The sequence below is a fragment of the Microcoleus sp. MON1_C1 genome, from assembly GCF_036701945.1.
In the GTDB taxonomy this organism is placed as follows: domain Bacteria; phylum Cyanobacteriota; class Cyanobacteriia; order Cyanobacteriales; family Microcoleaceae; genus Microcoleus.
The window spans coordinates 1-15,787 of sequence record NZ_JAUBRO010000036.1; the positions used below are offsets into that span (position 1 = coordinate 1).

Genomic DNA, 15,787 nt, shown 5'->3' on the forward strand with positions numbered 1-15,787 from the left:
TCGCCATCAACATCATCAGTCGCTCCAATTCGCCCTCAAAGAGAACGTCAACGGTCGCTGGCATTTATCCATTGGTTAGGCTTCATAGCTTGTTTGCCAGCGACCCTTGCCGTTCAAAATTGACGTTCATAACAGGAGACTCGATCGCGCTCCTGTGGTCTGCTTAGTCTAAACTCCAGTAATACTTCTGAATCTTGCCACTTTTGCCTTGGTTCTTTGAATCTATCTCGCAACCATTTATTCAACTCCATAACGTAATCATTTAAGCGAGTTTCTTCGCTCTGAGTATTGGAATTTTTTTTACCATCAGGCGTAAATAATGTCCCATTCTAATTGAGGCAATTTGTATGAATTTTGACCGCAATAATTGCTTTAAGCTAGCTCTAGATTTAAAAAGTTCCGTCATTCAGGATATCAAAAGCCAAGTGCTTTTGAGTATGGTAATGGCTGCGATTATTACTATCATTTACACAAATGGATATCCAGGTAGGAGCCAACCAATTTTAACGGGATTGATCCCAGTAATTCTTTTAGTATTACTATTAGTTTTTCAGACTAATGAAGCCTAAAAAAATTGGCAAGGCTGGCTAATTGCCGATCGGAGTATATTTACTAACCGTAATCTTTCCAGAAAAATGTGGATGACAATTGGCGAACAAACTTTAGCAAATCGTCAATAAAAAGCAGCTTTTTGGCGCTTAATCTCGGCTTTTTTGATGGCAATAAAACAGCATTTAAGATACCCTGGATTTGACAATGAATTAAAAAAGTCGGTGCTTTATCCTGAACAATGTTTAGGGTTGCAATATGTCACTAATATGCCCTTGAAAGTGAGGCAACGGATTGGGGGCTATCTAACTAAACAGTATACCCAAAAGCACGTCGATAGTCTTCAATTTGCCTCCCTCAATCGCTTGCTGGATCAATTAGTAGAATGTCTGTATCGCGGCGAACGCATTTTAGCTGCACCGATGCCAAAAGCTTATTCGATTCACCTACGGCATCTATTACTTTTATATTGTTTGGTCCTGCCTTTTCAGATGGTGAAAGATTTGCAATGGTGGACAATTCCCGTTGTTGGGATAGTGTCTTTTGGGTTGTTTGGCGTTGAGGCGATCGGTTTAGAAGTTGAAAATCCCTTTGGATATGATGCTAACAATTTTCCCCTGAATCGGCTTTGCAAAAAGTTGCACAACGATACCGAAGAATTAATTGCTGCTGGAACCAAGCAAGACAGCATTGAAACATCAACAGGGAAAACCCATATTCAATGAGCAGATCCGTTGTGTAGGAGTTTGGCTGCACATAAAAAAGACAGGAATTTTTTGATAAGTAAGACTTATATCAAAGAAAACTTTTAGAGTCTCGACTTCTTTAAAAAGTCGGGACTCTGGGTCTTCTGTAATATAAAAACTAAAATCGATTGACTTCCAGAGGTTGTGAAACAGATTCATGGTCTGATAGGTTTCTCTTTCTGCTAGCCATGCGACGTTCCGGGTCAATTCCCTCAAAGGTTGGCGGCAACCAAACTCGGACTACCAACAACACTCCCAAAACCAGCAAAAATGCGCCTGTTGATAATATTTGAACCCAGGGAGCTTCCAGCACTCCCCGCACTATCACTTCTCGCAAAACTGAGACAATACAAACTTCCACAGCCACCCCTATCGAAACGCGCTGCTCTTGCAAGTAAATAATTAGCAGCCGAAATAATTCCACCAAAACCAATAAAAATAGAATGTCGGCAGTCACTTGCTGAAAATTTAAAGGAGGCAGCAGCGAGAAAAACATTTCTCGCAGTTCGAGTACCATGAAACAGAACAAACCAATACACAAAGAAATTACAATTAAATCTTGAACTGTTTCGAGAGCGCTGACTATTAGTTTTAGATTCAACCATTGCGGGGGGTGATTAATCTGGTTATTTGAACGGTTTTGCATAGACGGCTCCTCCAATCTGTTTGACTTGTTTACAGCTTAAGTTAAAGTGAGCTTATCTTTGACAAAAAATCCGTTTAATTTATTTATAACCCTTATAAAAATTCCCTCTGTTGACAATTGCCCACAAACTTTTATTTACCGCGCTGGCGGGTTGACATTTTGCCAAAGCTTGTGGTAAATACGACCTCCGATTAGTAGATTTGACTGGTGAAAAGCAGAAGTCAAAATCCTAAAATGCTGCAACTGCTATAAAATAGGAAAATTGTAAAGAATTATTTACCACAGCTTGATAAACTCAAGCTAGCGACTCTCGGCTTTAATCATACAAAAGCCGGAAAGTCAACCGAAAAACCAAAAGTAATCCAGAGAGGATTGAACACAATGGCATTTGAACTCGCACCATTACCCTTCGCCGCTGACGCCCTAGAACCAGCTCATATGTCGGCTGAGACGTTTTCGTTCCACCACGACAAGCACCACGCTGCTTACGTGACCAATCTGAATAAACTGATTGAAGGGACTGAAATGGCGAGCAAATCCCTTGAAGAAATTGTCAAGGAATCTGCTAAAGACCCATCCAAAGCAGGCATTTTTAACAATGCAGGTCAAGTTTGGAACCACAATTTTTTCTGGAATTCTCTCACACCGGGCGGCGGCGGCACTCCCACAGGAGCTTTAGCTGACAAAATTAACGCCGACTTCGGCAGCTTCGACAAATTCAAAGAAGAATTCAAGACTGCTGCGACAACTCAGTTCGGTAGCGGCTGGGCTTGGCTGGTTGTGGACCACGGTACTTTGAAAGTTACCAAAACTGCCAACGCCGACACCCCGGTAGTACACGGCCAAACTCCGTTGCTGACTTTGGATGTGTGGGAACACGCTTATTATTTGGATTTCCAAAACCGCCGTCCCGACTACATTACTAATTTCTTGGATAATTTGGCTAACTGGGATTTCGCAGCAGCAAATTTGGCTGCGGGTTAGTAGCATCTGAGTTTGAGGACTAAAGTCCTTACTACACAACTTCATAGGTTGGTAGTGAGGACTTTAGTCTTTGTTGAGATGAGTATTAATTAACTTAAGTTTGACGGGCGCGGTGCAACGCAGGGTGGAGCGGTGAAAATAAACCTCGAAGCCGATCGAACTTCCAAATATGGGTTAAAAATTTCATAAATTGGGTTATACTGTAATCGGTAACTCTTTTACGAATTTTGTAGTTTCAGTGGCTGTTCGCGCGATGACCTCTTCACCAACCATAGCACCCGTTCGATCGAGTCAAGTTACCCGCAAACCTTATCCCAACTATCGGGTAATAGTCCTCAACGACGATTTCAACACATTTCAGCACGTTGTGGAATGTTTGACCAAATACATTCCAGGGATGACGAGCGATCAAGCTTGGAAACTCGCCAACCAAATCCACCACGAAGGCCAGGCCACCGTCTGGGTTGGCCCGCAAGAGCAAGCAGAACTTTATCATATGCAATTGAGCCGTGCTGGACTGACAATGGCTCCGCTAGAGTCTACTTGAAAAGTGTCTAGAGGGCCGAAAGTTCGATCGTTTTTCGGTAATTAATGTGAAATTGATAGGATGTCCGCTGAGGCGACGGAGATTGGGATTTAAGAGGCGATCGTAATTTTGCCAATCATTCCCGCCTCTGTATGTCCGGCTACCGTACAGCGCAGGTTGTAACTTCGCGATTTCATGGGTACAAACACCCATTCTGCCATAGCGCCCGGTTTAAGTTCCAATTCGTGAATCGTTCCTTTAATTTCCACCTTACCCGCTTCAACTTTTTGAGTCCAATTCGCATCAGCAAAGTTTTTGCCAGTGAAATAATGTTTCTGCGAACTGGGATTTTTTAGCACTAATTTATAGCGCTTGCCCGATTCAGATTCTAGCAGAGTGGGAAAAATTTGAGTTCCCCAGCTTCGTTACCTAAACTAACAGTAATTTCGGTGACAGGTTGCCGAGACAAATCACCGGCAGCACTAGCAATGGCCGCCGGCATCAAGATTGTGCTCAAACATAAAATTACTCCCAAAATCACCTTGAGAGCTTGTTGTAACCGCTGGTTGCGGTAGAATTTGCTTAATTGCAAACCGAGTAAATTGATCGTGGCTGTTATGAATACTGACTAATGACTAATGAATACTGACTGCTGACTTAATTCGATCGCCAAACTTCATCCCAAGGCCCGCCCCCAACTTCCAAACCCGATAAAGAGCTGTGAGCCTCTAAGATAATTCTAGAACGCTGCTTGCCATCGTTTTCCACATTTCCCCCCAACAACTCTCGCAGTTGCAAGCGCAATTCGCCGTGCGTCGTATCCCGGCAGCCAAAAGCCATGCCTTTTTCTGTAGGAGTTCGCACATAAGTACCAGGACTGTTTGTAGTGCCAATCAACTCAACTTCAAATTGGCTGTTTCTAGCCTGCATTTTCCAGCTTCCCCAAGGTTCAATATTCCAACTAACTTGCGAATTCCAAGGCACAAATTCGTAAAATTTGCCTCGGTAATGCAGACCAACCATTGCTACGGATTCCATCCACCACAGCACGCCCCGCTTGCCGCCACCAGCAGTTAAAGCTAAATCATTTTCGCCTTGAAAACAATTGCAATTAATCCAAAACCACTTTTGCGGAAAAGCACCGCCCCAGTTTTTTTCGCTGTAAGCGGGAGCATCTTTAAATTCGTAGCGTTGGCCGTTCCAATCAATCCAGCCCGTGGCTAAACCGTGAGCCATTAAAATTTGCCATCCCGGCTCAAATACGGGGAGAAAAGATAGCATTCCCGCCGTAGATTTCTGGATTTCCTCAGAGTTTCCCCAGCCATAAATAGGTTGAATTTCGTACTGCCAAAAACAGCGGCTACCACTTCCCGGATCGTGCAGATAACCTTGATTCAAAGTAGCAGTAGCTTGATAGCCTTCTTCGACGCGGCTGTCGAATACTTGCGGCTCTAAATATTGGGGTTTAATTTGTAAATCTGTTTTGCCCCAATGTCCGAAACCTAAGCTTTCTCGGTGCGCCCAAAACTTATTTACATCGGGGAAAGTGCGGCACAAATAGCTATCTTCCGGGCCGAGAATTTGAGCTGCACCGCCACTGTAAGGTTGACCGCCTCTGGGGTCTTCGATGGAATACATGAATGCAAATGATTGTCCGTGAATCGGTAATGTTATTCGGTAGTACCAGCCTTCAAAAAAGCGCCGGGAACTGCCGTCCCAGTGGTATCCGCTGTGGGGAGTTTCAATAGTTTTGAGTTTTGAAAGTGAATTTGACATAAAATTACCACTAGCATGACAGGGAATTCACGGATAACTGTTTCTTCCTTCTTCCTTCTTCCTTCTTCCTTCTTCCTTCCTTTATGTCTTTAGCACTTTGGCGATCGCCCTTAGCTCGCGCGCTCCACCGCAACCGCAGTCTTGCTTTTGCCCGTTACTTGCAACTAGCAACTGTTCGCGCCACCGGGCGTCCGGCAAACCGCACTGTGGTGTTTCGAGGCTTTTTAGCAGATACTAATCAGTTGAAATTTATTATAGATATTCGCAGCCAAAAGGCCGAGGAAATTAACCTCTATCCTTGGGGGGAAATTTGCTGGTATTTCCCGACAACTCGCGAACAATTTCGGATTGCTGGAAAGCTAGTTTTGGTAGGGGCAGATTATCCAGAGGCAGAGTTGTACTTATCGCGGTGCACAACTTGGCAGGAGCTTTCTGAGGCGGCTAGATCGCAGTTTGCTTGGCCGCAGCCCGGGGATGACAAAGCCGACGCTAGTGCTTTTGATTCTGCTTCCCCAAATGCCATCGAGCCGCTGCCTAATTTTTGCTTGCTGTTGTTGGAACCGGAAACGGTGGATTTTTTGGAGTTGCGGGGGGAACCGCAAAATCGGTCGCTTTATCGGCGCGACGGGGAGGGAAATTGGTCTATGCGATCGGTTAATCCGTGAAAAATTAAAGTGAAAAATTAAAAATTAAAAATTAAAAACAGAGATTGGGATTTTTAACTTTTAATTTTTCACTCCTCAGATGCCGGTGCCGTCAAAAAACTCTTGAATTGCTTTATCTTTTAACTGACAAGTGGTGGCAACAGCTAATTGGGTTTTTTCAGCTACAGCTACATTGCTGGTTTGATTTAAAGTTGGGAATGCTGAAGGCGAATTGGGAACAGAATTTAAGGAGACAGATGCTTGAGGAAGCAAACTTTTTACTTGCTGTTCGAGGGATTCGATACGATCGAGCAAAGAGCGAATTACCACAGCTTCCGAATCCGGCAAACTGCCGTGTTCTAGGGGATTGACGCGCACTCCCGATCGATAGACGATGCGGCCGGGAATCCCTACCACTGTACAGTCAGATGGTACGTCGCGGAGCACGACGGAACCGGCGCCGATGCGGACGTTATTGCCAATTTGCAGATTGCCGAGTACCTTGGCGCCGGCACCTACAACTACGTTTTCGCCGACGGTAGGGTGACGCTTGCCACTTTGTTTGCCAGTACCGCCAAGGGTGACACCTTGGTAAATTAGGGCAAAATCGCCGATAATTGCTGTTTCGCCGATCACAACCCCCATACCGTGGTCGATGAAGACGCTTTTGCCGATGGTTGCCCCTGGGTGGATTTCAATTCCGGTCAAAAAGCGAGCAATGTGGGAAATCAAGCGGGGGATGAAGGGAAGTCCCAACACATAAAGCCAGTGTGCGAGGCGGTGCAGCACTAGGGCCTGAAGACCGGGGTAGCAAAATAAAACTTCCAGCCAGTTGCGAGCGGCAGGGTCGCGATCGAAAATTATACTGAAGTCAGCTCTAAGAGTCTTTAGCACTTTCGGAGTTACCTATTTTGGTTAAACACGCCACTTTCGATTTTACATTTTACTGGATGGGGGAAGTGAGCGGTCGATCGGGAGAGGGGAGAGTGGGGTAGAATTTGACGACTTTTTATGGTGGCTATGCAACAGCGCCGCTGCGTTCTATTCCTGTACTGAGATTGTATAGTTAGACTTGACTCCGGGTTCGACAGTACCTACCCAAAGCTTGTAAGAGCCTGCTTGCCAGTCAGAATCAAGTAGGCCAGCATCTTTATTCTGACCTATATCGTCTCCGCAGCGCACCGCATTACCGGGGCCTTGTACGAGTAAGGTTGTGTCCTTGCCTCCGCTGTTGACTTGGAGTGTGAGTTTTGAAAATTTTTCCTGCAAGACTATGATGTGGTCGGGAGTTGGGGTGGCAAAACCCAAACATTTGTTTTTGTGGCGATCGGCGTTGGCGATGACAGATAGAGAGTACGATCCGCCTGTGGAACCTCTCAAAACTGCTGTTGGGGCTGCAAAACCTCGCGATAAAGTTAAAGTGCCGAAATTGGCTGTTTCTGCTAAAACTGGTAGGGCGACGATCGCGGCGATCGCAGCCAAGAGCGCACCGTTTTTGAAATTGGCTGGCTGATTAAACAACATGGCAATACTCCTCGGTCACAACTTAAAACCACAACTCAGAATTTACCCATCGCAGCCCCTAGAATCCAACCTGGGGAGGAAGAATAATTTTTTTTAAATTAGTTCAAAACCTCCTGGGTTCTCTTCCTTATGTCTATCAGGACAATCCCTGTACGATCGCGCTCGCTTGTGCCACTCGGATTTCTGCCACAGGCGAGCGACTCATGTCCGAAATTGTACGGTGTCAAGATGATAAATTTGATACTCCTAGCCTTGCTGTTGGCGATCGGTTCCCTATTGACACAGACCTTGGTATTGTTACCTATAGGCCTATCTGGCTGGCTCCACCTCCCTAATTGGCTGAGCCTGACCTTGATTTTTCTGGCTATTTCTTGGTGCTTGGGGGATTAGTTACCAGTCATGAGTTATTAATGATTAGTCAAAAGTTAATCATCAATTATTCCCCTTCCCCCAAGAGTCAAGGCCCGATTGTCCCCGGTTTGATGATGTATACTTCACAATTGACAATCAGCAATCTAAAATCTAGGATTTGACATCTACCTATAGAATGATGCAACGACAAGTTTATTCGATCTCAGCATTTCACTCTTCAGACAAAACCCTGGCAGAAACTCCTAAGAAACAGGAGCGTCCGATACACCGGGCGATAGTGTTAATGCTGGTGGCAACAGGTTTGCTGGGCCTGCACGCTAGTCGGCTGGTGGAATTACAACTGATACAAGGGAAGCAAAACCGGGAACGAGCCGAAAACAATCGCGTTCGCCTAGTGCCAATGGCGGCGAATCGCGGACACATTATCGATCGCAAAGGCAAGTTGCTAGCGGCAAACAATTTAGCTCGATCGGTATATTTGTGGCCGAGAGAACAAACGCCGGAACAGTGGAAAGCGACAGCAGAAAAGTTGAGTCCGTTGGTTAAAATGCCGGTACAAGAAATTTTAAAAAAAGTAAAAGAGGTCGATCCTCAATCCTACAGACCGGTGCGGCTCAAGCAAGCCATGCCGCCAGAGGTATTTGTGCCGCTAGCAGAAGAGGTGGGACAAATGCGGGGAGTGGAAGTGCGGCCAGAAGCGAACCGCTACTATCCCGAAGGCAGTTTGGCGGCTCACGTGATCGGATATATTGGCGAAGCTACCGCAGCAGACTTGGAAGCTCATCCGGAATACCCGATGGGGATGATTGTCGGTCAGATGGGCATAGAAGCGAGTTCTAACCAGAAGATTGCGGGAGTTTGGGGCGATCGGCTGATCGAGGTAAATGCCCAAAATCAAGAATTACGGCTGATGGGAGAGACACCGCCCAAACCCGGTGAGGCGGTGCAGCTAACCATAGACTTGGAAATGCAAAAAGCAGCCGAAAAAGCCCTGGGGAACCGCCGGGGAGCAGTAGTGGCGCTGGATGTCAAAACCGGGGCGGTATTAGTTATGGCCAGCCACCCGACTTTTGACCCCAATCTGTTTACGCGAAAAATCACTAAGGATGAGTGGGAAACTCTTCAAGATCCGCAAAATCCATTTTTGAATCGGGCGATGCAAGGCTATCCCCCCGGTAGCACGTTTAAAATTGTGACTTCTGTCGCGGGTCTGGAGTCGGGCAAATTTTCGCCGGACTCAATTCTCGGTACTTCGTCTTACATTACTGTGGGGGGAATTGATTTTAACGAACACAGCGGCGGTTACGGCGACATCGGCTTTCGGGATGCTTTGGCTTTCAGCAGCAATACGTTTTTTTATCAAGTGGGGATTAGTACGGGGCCGGAGCAAATTTCTAAGTGGGGACACCGCTTGGGAATTGGCAAGGATACGGATTTGAATCTTTTGGGGCTAGGCGGCGGCACTCACGGTCAACTCCCGACGCCGGAGGAGAAGGAGAAAATTTATAAAGAACCTTGGTATGCGGGTGATACGGTAACGATGTCGATCGGTCAGGGGTTGGTGTTGGTAACTCCTTTGGAGGCGGCGGTGATGGTAAGTTCGATCGCTAACGGCGGCTATCGGGTGAAGCCCCATCTTTTGACTTCTATGACCGGCACAGCGGAGACTCAACGGGTACATACGGGGATGAAACCTTCAACAATTCAGGTGGTTAAGGAAGGACTGATCGCTGTGGTTGCCGAGGGTACGGGACAGGGGATGAATGACGGTTCGATTCCGATGACGGCGGGCAAAACAGGGACTTCGGAGGTTATTGGACAGGAGGATCACTCTTTGTATGTGGCCTTCGGGCCTGCTGACAAGCCGGAAATTGCGATCGCCGCGGTTGTGGAAAATGGCGGTTATGGTTCTGTTGCCGCGGCCCCGATCGCCAAAGAGGTGTTTCAAGCTTATTTTGGGAAACCGAAAAAGGTGAAGGAGCCAGTAGTGATTGCTCCTTAGTTATTGGGGATTGGGCATTGGGAATTGGGCATTGGGAATTGGGCATAGTTTCTTCCTTCTTCCTTGTTCCTTCTTCCTTGTTCCTTCTTCCTTCTTCCTTGTTCCTTCTTCCTTCCTTCTGACTAATTGAGCCGCATAAATATTGTAGCTTTGCGAATTCCTGCGATCTCTCCCGTACTGGTGACGGTGAGCGATCGCAAGTGGTCGAACAATGGTCTTGCCGAAAGTTCAATTAACCTCAACAGCGGGATTTGTTTTTCCCAAATTGCCCTGCTGGAGGGCCAGTCTAAATAAAAATAGCCGTCGTTAGATGGTGGTAGCGGTTCAATGCTGGTTTGAAAATCTTGATTGGCAACTAAAGAGCCTGTTTCTGCTGCTTCTAGTGCTGCGTCCATTGCTTCTACTGAAGTGGTGAAAATTTCGTATTTGCCGACGGTGGCTCGGACTCCTTTTGCCTCAGTTTCGAGCGCACTTTTTCTATTATTTTCTTTACCATAATTGGGACTTGTTGTCAACTGCGTCCAAGCGGTAATTTTCTGGTTTCTCAGACTGAAGCTGCCGATGCTGTATTCTTTGCTGCGGGCAATTTCATCGAGTTTGTCGATCGCCTTTTGGGAATCAGCAGATTTTTCGGCGGCGAAAATCCAGTCAGCACTATTTGACGAATTCGGAAGCACTGCTAAAGCGTATTCTCCTTGTACCCAGTCAAATATATCCTGCGGCAAGTTGACGCCCCAAAGTTGCTGAATATCTGCCAGGGCGCGATCGACTAATTTTGAGGCTTCAGGGTTAGTGGACACCGCAGATGACAAATCAGCCCAAAAATTCTTTAAATCGGTGCTGGCGACGGCGAAAGGACTGGCTGAGGGAATGTACTGCAAGGCTTGCACAGGTTCGGAGAGTGTGGGAGAAGCTGTGTTTTCTCGCGATGTCACTAAAGCAGTTTGAGCCAGCAATCCCCGTCTGTTGACTCCGACAGCAACTGCGAGAGAATTAAGAGAAACTTGAGGATTTTGCTCGGTTGCTGACTGCGGGAGATTGACAAATGCTAAAGCAATTCTGCCTTGAGTTAGCTGCTGCAAAGCTTTTTGATATTCCGGGCTATTATTGAGATTTAGAGTGGCTGCTTCAACGTTATTAATTGCATCTCGAATCACATTCGGACTGTTGGCAAATAAAACAAAACTGGGGTTATTTCCAGAATTTGAACTGCCGCCGATGGCCGCTGTTGCGAAGCTACGCGGCAAAGTTGAATTCGGCAGGGAAAACTGGTTGAAAGGCGAAATGGTAGCGGATTTTTTGTTAGCTGTAAGCGATTTTTTGTAAGTTAGTTGGATGCCTTTATAGAGTTCCGACTGCACTGTTTTATCTGCCCGAGATTGTTTTCGCCAGTAGGAGTCGAGAAATTGTTGGCTGCGATCGATATTTTGGGAAGAAACGGCTAGCAAAAACCCACTTTCTTTGCCGTTGCTGCTGTCGCCATCCAAATCGGGCGTTGTGATGGCGAGAGTAATTTCGTCACCTATCCAAGGTTGGATATCTCGACTGTAATCCAGGCCTGTATTGGCGAGGAAACTTTTTTTGATTTGCTCAAATTCTGCGTGCGATCGACTTCTTTCTTCGGGAGTGGCAAAAACTTGTCGCAATGCTTCGAGGCGATCGGGATTTACAAGCATTGATGCTAACAAAGGTGCTTGTTTCGAGACAAACACAGCCGCAGCCGGAGTAGTTGTCGGCCCGCCAGCGAGCAAATTCAGGGGAGTTTGAGTTGTCAGCCAGTAAAAACCGCCGGCACTGAAGCCTAAGAGCGCCAAAACGCCAGCAATGAGGAAAGAAAAGAACGATCGCAGCTTCATACAACAAGGACTAATGACCACAGTCTATTATTAACTAGAGTAGCGCATGACCCTAGCTGTCTGCAGATACTTTTTGTGCGGTTCGCAAAATAAAAAGATAAACTAAAATATACTCAAGCTTTAAAAGCCAAGTAAAATGCTAACAATATCAACGCCCGCCGAACAGCGAGTTTTACTGCAAAATATCAGTTGGCAATTATATGAAAGCCTGCTAGCGGAACTCGGCAACAAACGTTCCACCCGAATTGCTTATCATCAAGGTCAATTAGAAATTATGGTGCCGCTACCGGAACATGAAAATCGCAACAGGCTGATCGATCGCTTAATTGTAACTCTCATAGAAGAACTCAATCTTGAGTACAACCCCTTTGGCTCAATGACTATTAAAAAACGCAAAAAAGCAGCGGGTAAAGAACCAGATTCATGCTATTATATCCAAAATGAAGCACTGGTCAGAGGGAGAACAGAATTAGACTTTGCTCAAGATCCGCCGCCCGATTTAGCACTGGAAATTGATATTACCAGCAGTTCCTTAAATCAATTCGATTTATATGCAGATTTAGGCGTACCAGAAATTTGGCGGTACGACGGACGAAGCATCAAGTTTTATCAATTGCAAAATGGCGAATATGCCGAGTGCAATTTTTCCCGGGCTTTCCCGATGCTACCGACTGCAAAAGTTGACGAATTTATCGATCGCTGTCAAACTACAGGCGCAACCGCAGCAGTGCGAGAATTCCGGGAATGGGTAAAAAATCAGTAATTGTGCAGTCTACCACCGCACTCCTCGCGCATCGGAAAAATCGGCATCTAGAACCGCCCCAGGATCGAATACAGCATCAGTTAAATCAGCTTTTCTAAACGACGTTATCGACAATTTTTCTATTTGTTCAACAGCGATAAAAAAGCCGATCGCCGTTAACCCAAGAATTACCCCAGAAACCAAAAATAAGACAATTCCCCGGATAGTATCCCCGCCCAAAAATGTCACAATACCGCTAGCCCCGATCGCAGCAGCAGCCCCAGCCACAGCCCCCGCCACAATTCCAGCCTCGCCCCGAGTCGCAGCAATCGCCGTCGCAGCGGTTCCAGCCACCGCCACAGCCCCCGCATCCGCCCCGGCAATAAGTCCAGTCAAAGCCCCAGCCGCCGTCACTATCACCGCCGTTACCCCAGCCCTAGCAATCAAATTTCTCACCCGCCTGCGGCTTTGTCCGGTTCTGACACCCTGAAAATTTGCCCCCCTCAAAATCGCCCCGGTGAAATTGCAGCCTCGAATGTCGCAACCGCTGAAATTCGCCCCTGACAAGTCAAGGCCTTTAAAAGAACGGTTCCGCAAGTTTTGGTTAGCAAAATTGAGATTTCGAGGTTGAGTCATTCGATTTTAGATTTTAGATTTTAGATTTTAGATTATAGATTTTAGATTAACAAACCCATTGCGCCTGGGATTTTAGATTTTAGATTGTAGATTTTAGATTAACCAAGCACAGGGCATTTAGAATAAAGCCTGTGGTTTATAACGACTTTCCATGTCTCCCATCTCCGAATCTCCATTTTCCCCCGAACAAATTGCCGGTGAAAGACTCACTCCTGAAGAATATGAAGAAATCGTTCAGCGTCTAGGTCGCCATCCTAATAAAGCTGAATTGGGAATGTTCGGCGTTATGTGGAGCGAACACTGCTGTTACAAAAATTCGCGGCCGCTATTAAAACAGTTTCCCACAGAGGGCGATCGAATTCTCGTCGGACCCGGAGAAAATGCCGGCGTCGTAGACTTGGGAGACGGCTTGCAACTCGCCTTCAAAATTGAATCCCACAACCACCCGTCAGCAGTCGAACCTTTCCAAGGTGCAGCAACGGGTGTCGGCGGGATTCTCCGCGATATCTTCACAATGGGTGCACGCCCGATCGCACTTTTAAATTCCCTGCGTTTCGGCAACTTAGACGATGCTAAAACTCAGAGATTGTTCAAAGGCGTAGTATCGGGAATTTCTCATTATGGAAATTGCATCGGAGTACCCACAGTTGGCGGCGAAGTTTACTTCGATCCTGCTTATTCCGGCAACCCATTAGTTAACGTCATGGCCTTGGGTTTAATGGAAACTCAAGAAATCGTCAAATCCGGGGCATCCGGCATCGGAAATCCCGTCCTTTACGTCGGTTCCACTACCGGGCGAGATGGCATGGGAGGAGCAAGTTTTGCCAGTGCAGAATTGACAGACAAATCAATGGACGATCGCCCCGCAGTCCAAGTAGGAGATCCATTTTTAGAAAAATCCTTAATTGAAGCTTGTTTAGAAGCATTCAAAACTGGTGCAGTCGTCGCCGCCCAAGACATGGGCGCAGCCGGAATCACCTGTTCCACATCAGAAATGGCAGCCAAAGGCGGCGTCGGCATTGAATTCGATTTAGACAAAGTTCCCGTTCGAGAAAGCGGCATGATTCCCTACGAATACCTGCTTTCGGAATCCCAAGAACGGATGTTGTTTGTTGCCCAAAAAGGACGCGAACAGGAATTAATCGATATTTTCCACCGCTGGGGATTGCACGCCGTAGTCGCGGGTACAGTCATCGAAGAGCCGATCGTCCGAATTCTCTTTAAAGGCGAAATCGCGGCGGAAATTACCGCGACTGCTTTGGCAGATAACACGCCAATTTATCACCGAGAACTGTTGACAGAGCCGCCAGAATATGCTGAAAAAGCATGGGAATGGACGGCGGATTCCCTGCCACAATCTACAGTTACAGGTATCGAAATTAACGGCAATTTCCAAACTTGGAATCAGATTTTGCTGACGCTTTTAGATACTCCCACCATCGCTTCTAAACGCTGGGTTTATCGCCAATATGACCATCAAGTGCAAAACAATACTGTTGTTTTACCGGGAGGCGCTGATGCTGCGGTTGTCAGATTGCGTCCGCTAGAACCTTGCCAATCTTCCCATGCTAAGGAGTTAGAAGAACCCCCCCTTGCTAAGGGGGATCTACAGAGAGAAGATGCTGTTTCTCTAGCTTCTGAAAGCAAACAGGAAGAAGAGGTAATTCCTCTATTTACAAAGGCACAAGGTAGGGAAACTCCAAAACTTTCTCCCCCCCTTAGCAAGAAGGAAGCGCCGCCGGGGATTATTCCCGGAGTTGCTGCAACCGTTGATTGCAATTCTCGTTATGTTTATCTCGATCCTTATGAAGGTGCAAAAGCAGTCGTAGCGGAAGCAGCAAGAAATTTGAGTTGTGTGGGTGCTGAACCTCTGGCAGTTACTGATAATTTGAATTTTGGCAGTCCCGAAAAGCCGATCGGATATTGGCAGTTAGCGTCAGCTTGTCGCGGGATTGCTGATGCTTGTCGCGAGTTGGGAACGCCTGTGACTGGCGGCAATGTTTCTCTTTACAATGAAACGGTTGATGCTGAGGGAAATCCTCAACCAATTTATCCGACTCCGGTAATCGGAATGGTGGGGTTAATTCCCGATTTGAAGAAGATTGCGGGCCAAGCTTGGTTAAAGAAAGGTGATTTAATTTATGTGCTGGGAATTGGTGAATCATCCCCAAACTCAGAAGTTTCATCTGAAAGCTCAAAAATCGATACTTCTCCTACTCTGGGAGGTTCGGAATATTTAGCGGCAATTCACGGGATTGTAGCTGGGAAACCGCCAAGGATAGATTTTGAGTTGGAAAGAAAAGTGCAATCGGTTTGCCGCGAGGGAATTCGGCAAGGTTGGGTAGGTTCTGCCCATGATTGTGCGGAAGGTGGAATTGCGATCGCCCTCGCGGAATGCTGTATCTCGGCTAAAATGGGTGCGGAAATTCATCTCAGTTCTAATTCAGCAAATGTCAGCCGCTGGGATGAAATTTTGTTTGGTGAAATGGGCAACTGCATTGTAGTTTCAGTGGCACCGAAAAATCAAGAAATTTGGGAGTCTTACCTGCAAGAACATTTGACCAAAATGTGGCAGAAAATTGGTTTAGTTTGCTGTGCTGAATCACCTTTGCGGGTTGTGAGTGCTGACAATCAAGTGTTAATTGAGGTGGCGATGGGTGATATGGGCGATCGGTTCTATAATGCGATCGAGCGTCGGATTGCATCTGTTTGACAACATGAAATTTCGAGCACCCTAAATCCCCCTTAAAAAGGGGGACTTTGAATACTCTTGTCCCCCCCTTC

14 protein-coding genes and 1 pseudogene are annotated in these 15,787 nt (G+C 46.5%); 7 read left to right on the plus strand and 8 right to left on the minus strand.

Translation table 11 applies throughout. The features are described from left to right. The first annotated feature begins 347 nt into the window (after nucleotides 1-347). Nucleotides 348-1,274: pseudogene (locus QUA62_RS19815) on the plus strand (hypothetical protein). Nucleotides 1,275-1,413: 139 nt separating this feature from the next. Here the strand turns inward: QUA62_RS19815 and QUA62_RS19820 are convergent. Beyond that, a complete protein-coding gene (locus QUA62_RS19820; RefSeq protein WP_333285913.1) occupies nucleotides 1,414-1,941 on the minus strand; it encodes a phosphate-starvation-inducible PsiE family protein in 528 nt (175 codons plus the stop codon). 381 nt (nucleotides 1,942-2,322) lie between these two features. Between QUA62_RS19820 and QUA62_RS19825 the strand changes: the two genes are divergently transcribed. Together QUA62_RS19825 and clpS are read left to right on the plus strand one after the other, a co-directional pair. Continuing rightward, nucleotides 2,323-2,925, plus strand: coding sequence for a superoxide dismutase (locus tag QUA62_RS19825; RefSeq protein WP_333406176.1), 603 nt, complete (start codon nucleotides 2,323-2,325; stop codon nucleotides 2,923-2,925). A 253-nt stretch (nucleotides 2,926-3,178) separates the two neighbouring features. Next, nucleotides 3,179-3,472 (plus strand): ATP-dependent Clp protease adapter ClpS, encoded by a 294-nt coding sequence (gene clpS / locus QUA62_RS19830; RefSeq protein ID WP_006633998.1) that lies wholly within the window; start codon nucleotides 3,179-3,181, stop codon nucleotides 3,470-3,472. A gap of 89 nt (nucleotides 3,473-3,561) precedes the next feature. Here the strand turns inward: clpS and QUA62_RS19835 are convergent, their stop codons facing one another. The 3 genes from QUA62_RS19835 to QUA62_RS19845 all read right to left on the minus strand — a co-directional run bounded on the left by QUA62_RS19835 (nucleotide 3,562) and on the right by QUA62_RS19845 (nucleotide 5,227). After that, a complete protein-coding gene (locus tag QUA62_RS19835; RefSeq protein ID WP_333406177.1) occupies nucleotides 3,562-3,810 on the minus strand; it encodes a hypothetical protein in 249 nt (82 codons plus the stop codon). A 29-nt stretch (nucleotides 3,811-3,839) separates the two neighbouring features. Then, entirely contained in the window at nucleotides 3,840-4,043 is a 204-nt protein-coding gene (locus QUA62_RS19840) for a hypothetical protein (protein ID WP_333406178.1), read from the minus strand. A 65-nt stretch (nucleotides 4,044-4,108) separates the two neighbouring features. Beyond that, nucleotides 4,109-5,227: a tocopherol cyclase family protein gene (locus tag QUA62_RS19845; protein ID WP_333406179.1), complete on the minus strand. Its 1,119-nt coding sequence runs from the start codon at nucleotides 5,225-5,227 to the stop codon at nucleotides 4,109-4,111. Between the two features lie 83 nt (nucleotides 5,228-5,310). Between QUA62_RS19845 and QUA62_RS19850 the strand changes: the two genes are divergently transcribed. Continuing rightward, the gene (locus tag QUA62_RS19850; protein ID WP_333406180.1) at nucleotides 5,311-5,892 is read left to right on the plus strand and encodes an Npun_F5749 family FMN-dependent PPOX-type flavoprotein; all 582 of its coding nucleotides are present in this window, start codon (nucleotides 5,311-5,313) and stop codon (nucleotides 5,890-5,892) included. A gap of 75 nt (nucleotides 5,893-5,967) precedes the next feature. Here QUA62_RS19850 and cysE read toward each other — a convergent pair whose 3' ends face one another. Both cysE and QUA62_RS19860 read right to left on the minus strand, forming a co-directional pair. Continuing rightward, a complete protein-coding gene (cysE, locus tag QUA62_RS19855) occupies nucleotides 5,968-6,765 on the minus strand; it encodes a serine O-acetyltransferase (RefSeq protein ID WP_006634002.1) in 798 nt (265 codons plus the stop codon). 147 nt (nucleotides 6,766-6,912) lie between these two features. Continuing rightward, complete coding sequence (locus tag QUA62_RS19860; RefSeq protein WP_333406181.1) at nucleotides 6,913-7,395, minus strand: hypothetical protein; 483 nt, start codon at nucleotides 7,393-7,395, stop codon at nucleotides 6,913-6,915. A 547-nt stretch (nucleotides 7,396-7,942) separates the two neighbouring features. Here QUA62_RS19860 and mrdA point away from each other — a divergent pair. Next, nucleotides 7,943-9,769: a penicillin-binding protein 2 gene (gene mrdA / locus QUA62_RS19865; protein ID WP_333406231.1), complete on the plus strand. Its 1,827-nt coding sequence runs from the start codon at nucleotides 7,943-7,945 to the stop codon at nucleotides 9,767-9,769. Nucleotides 9,770-9,891: 122 nt separating this feature from the next. Here the strand turns inward: mrdA and QUA62_RS19870 are convergent, their stop codons facing one another. Beyond that, nucleotides 9,892-11,625 carry a DUF3352 domain-containing protein gene (locus QUA62_RS19870; RefSeq protein ID WP_333406182.1) on the minus strand — a complete coding sequence of 578 codons (1,734 nt, stop codon included), beginning with the start codon at nucleotides 11,623-11,625 and terminating at the stop codon, nucleotides 9,892-9,894. A gap of 136 nt (nucleotides 11,626-11,761) precedes the next feature. On the opposite strand from QUA62_RS19870, the gene QUA62_RS19875 reads away from it, so the two are divergent. After that, nucleotides 11,762-12,388 (plus strand): Uma2 family endonuclease, encoded by a 627-nt coding sequence (locus QUA62_RS19875; RefSeq protein ID WP_333406183.1) that lies wholly within the window; start codon nucleotides 11,762-11,764, stop codon nucleotides 12,386-12,388. Between the two features lie 9 nt (nucleotides 12,389-12,397). Here QUA62_RS19875 and QUA62_RS19880 read toward each other — a convergent pair whose 3' ends face one another. Further along, a complete protein-coding gene (locus QUA62_RS19880; RefSeq protein ID WP_333406184.1) occupies nucleotides 12,398-13,003 on the minus strand; it encodes a pentapeptide repeat-containing protein in 606 nt (201 codons plus the stop codon). 151 nt (nucleotides 13,004-13,154) lie between these two features. Between QUA62_RS19880 and purL the strand changes: the two genes are divergently transcribed. Continuing rightward, the gene (gene purL, locus QUA62_RS19885) at nucleotides 13,155-15,716 is read left to right on the plus strand and encodes a phosphoribosylformylglycinamidine synthase subunit PurL (RefSeq protein ID WP_333406185.1); all 2,562 of its coding nucleotides are present in this window, start codon (nucleotides 13,155-13,157) and stop codon (nucleotides 15,714-15,716) included. The last annotated feature ends 71 nt before the right edge of the window (nucleotides 15,717-15,787 follow it).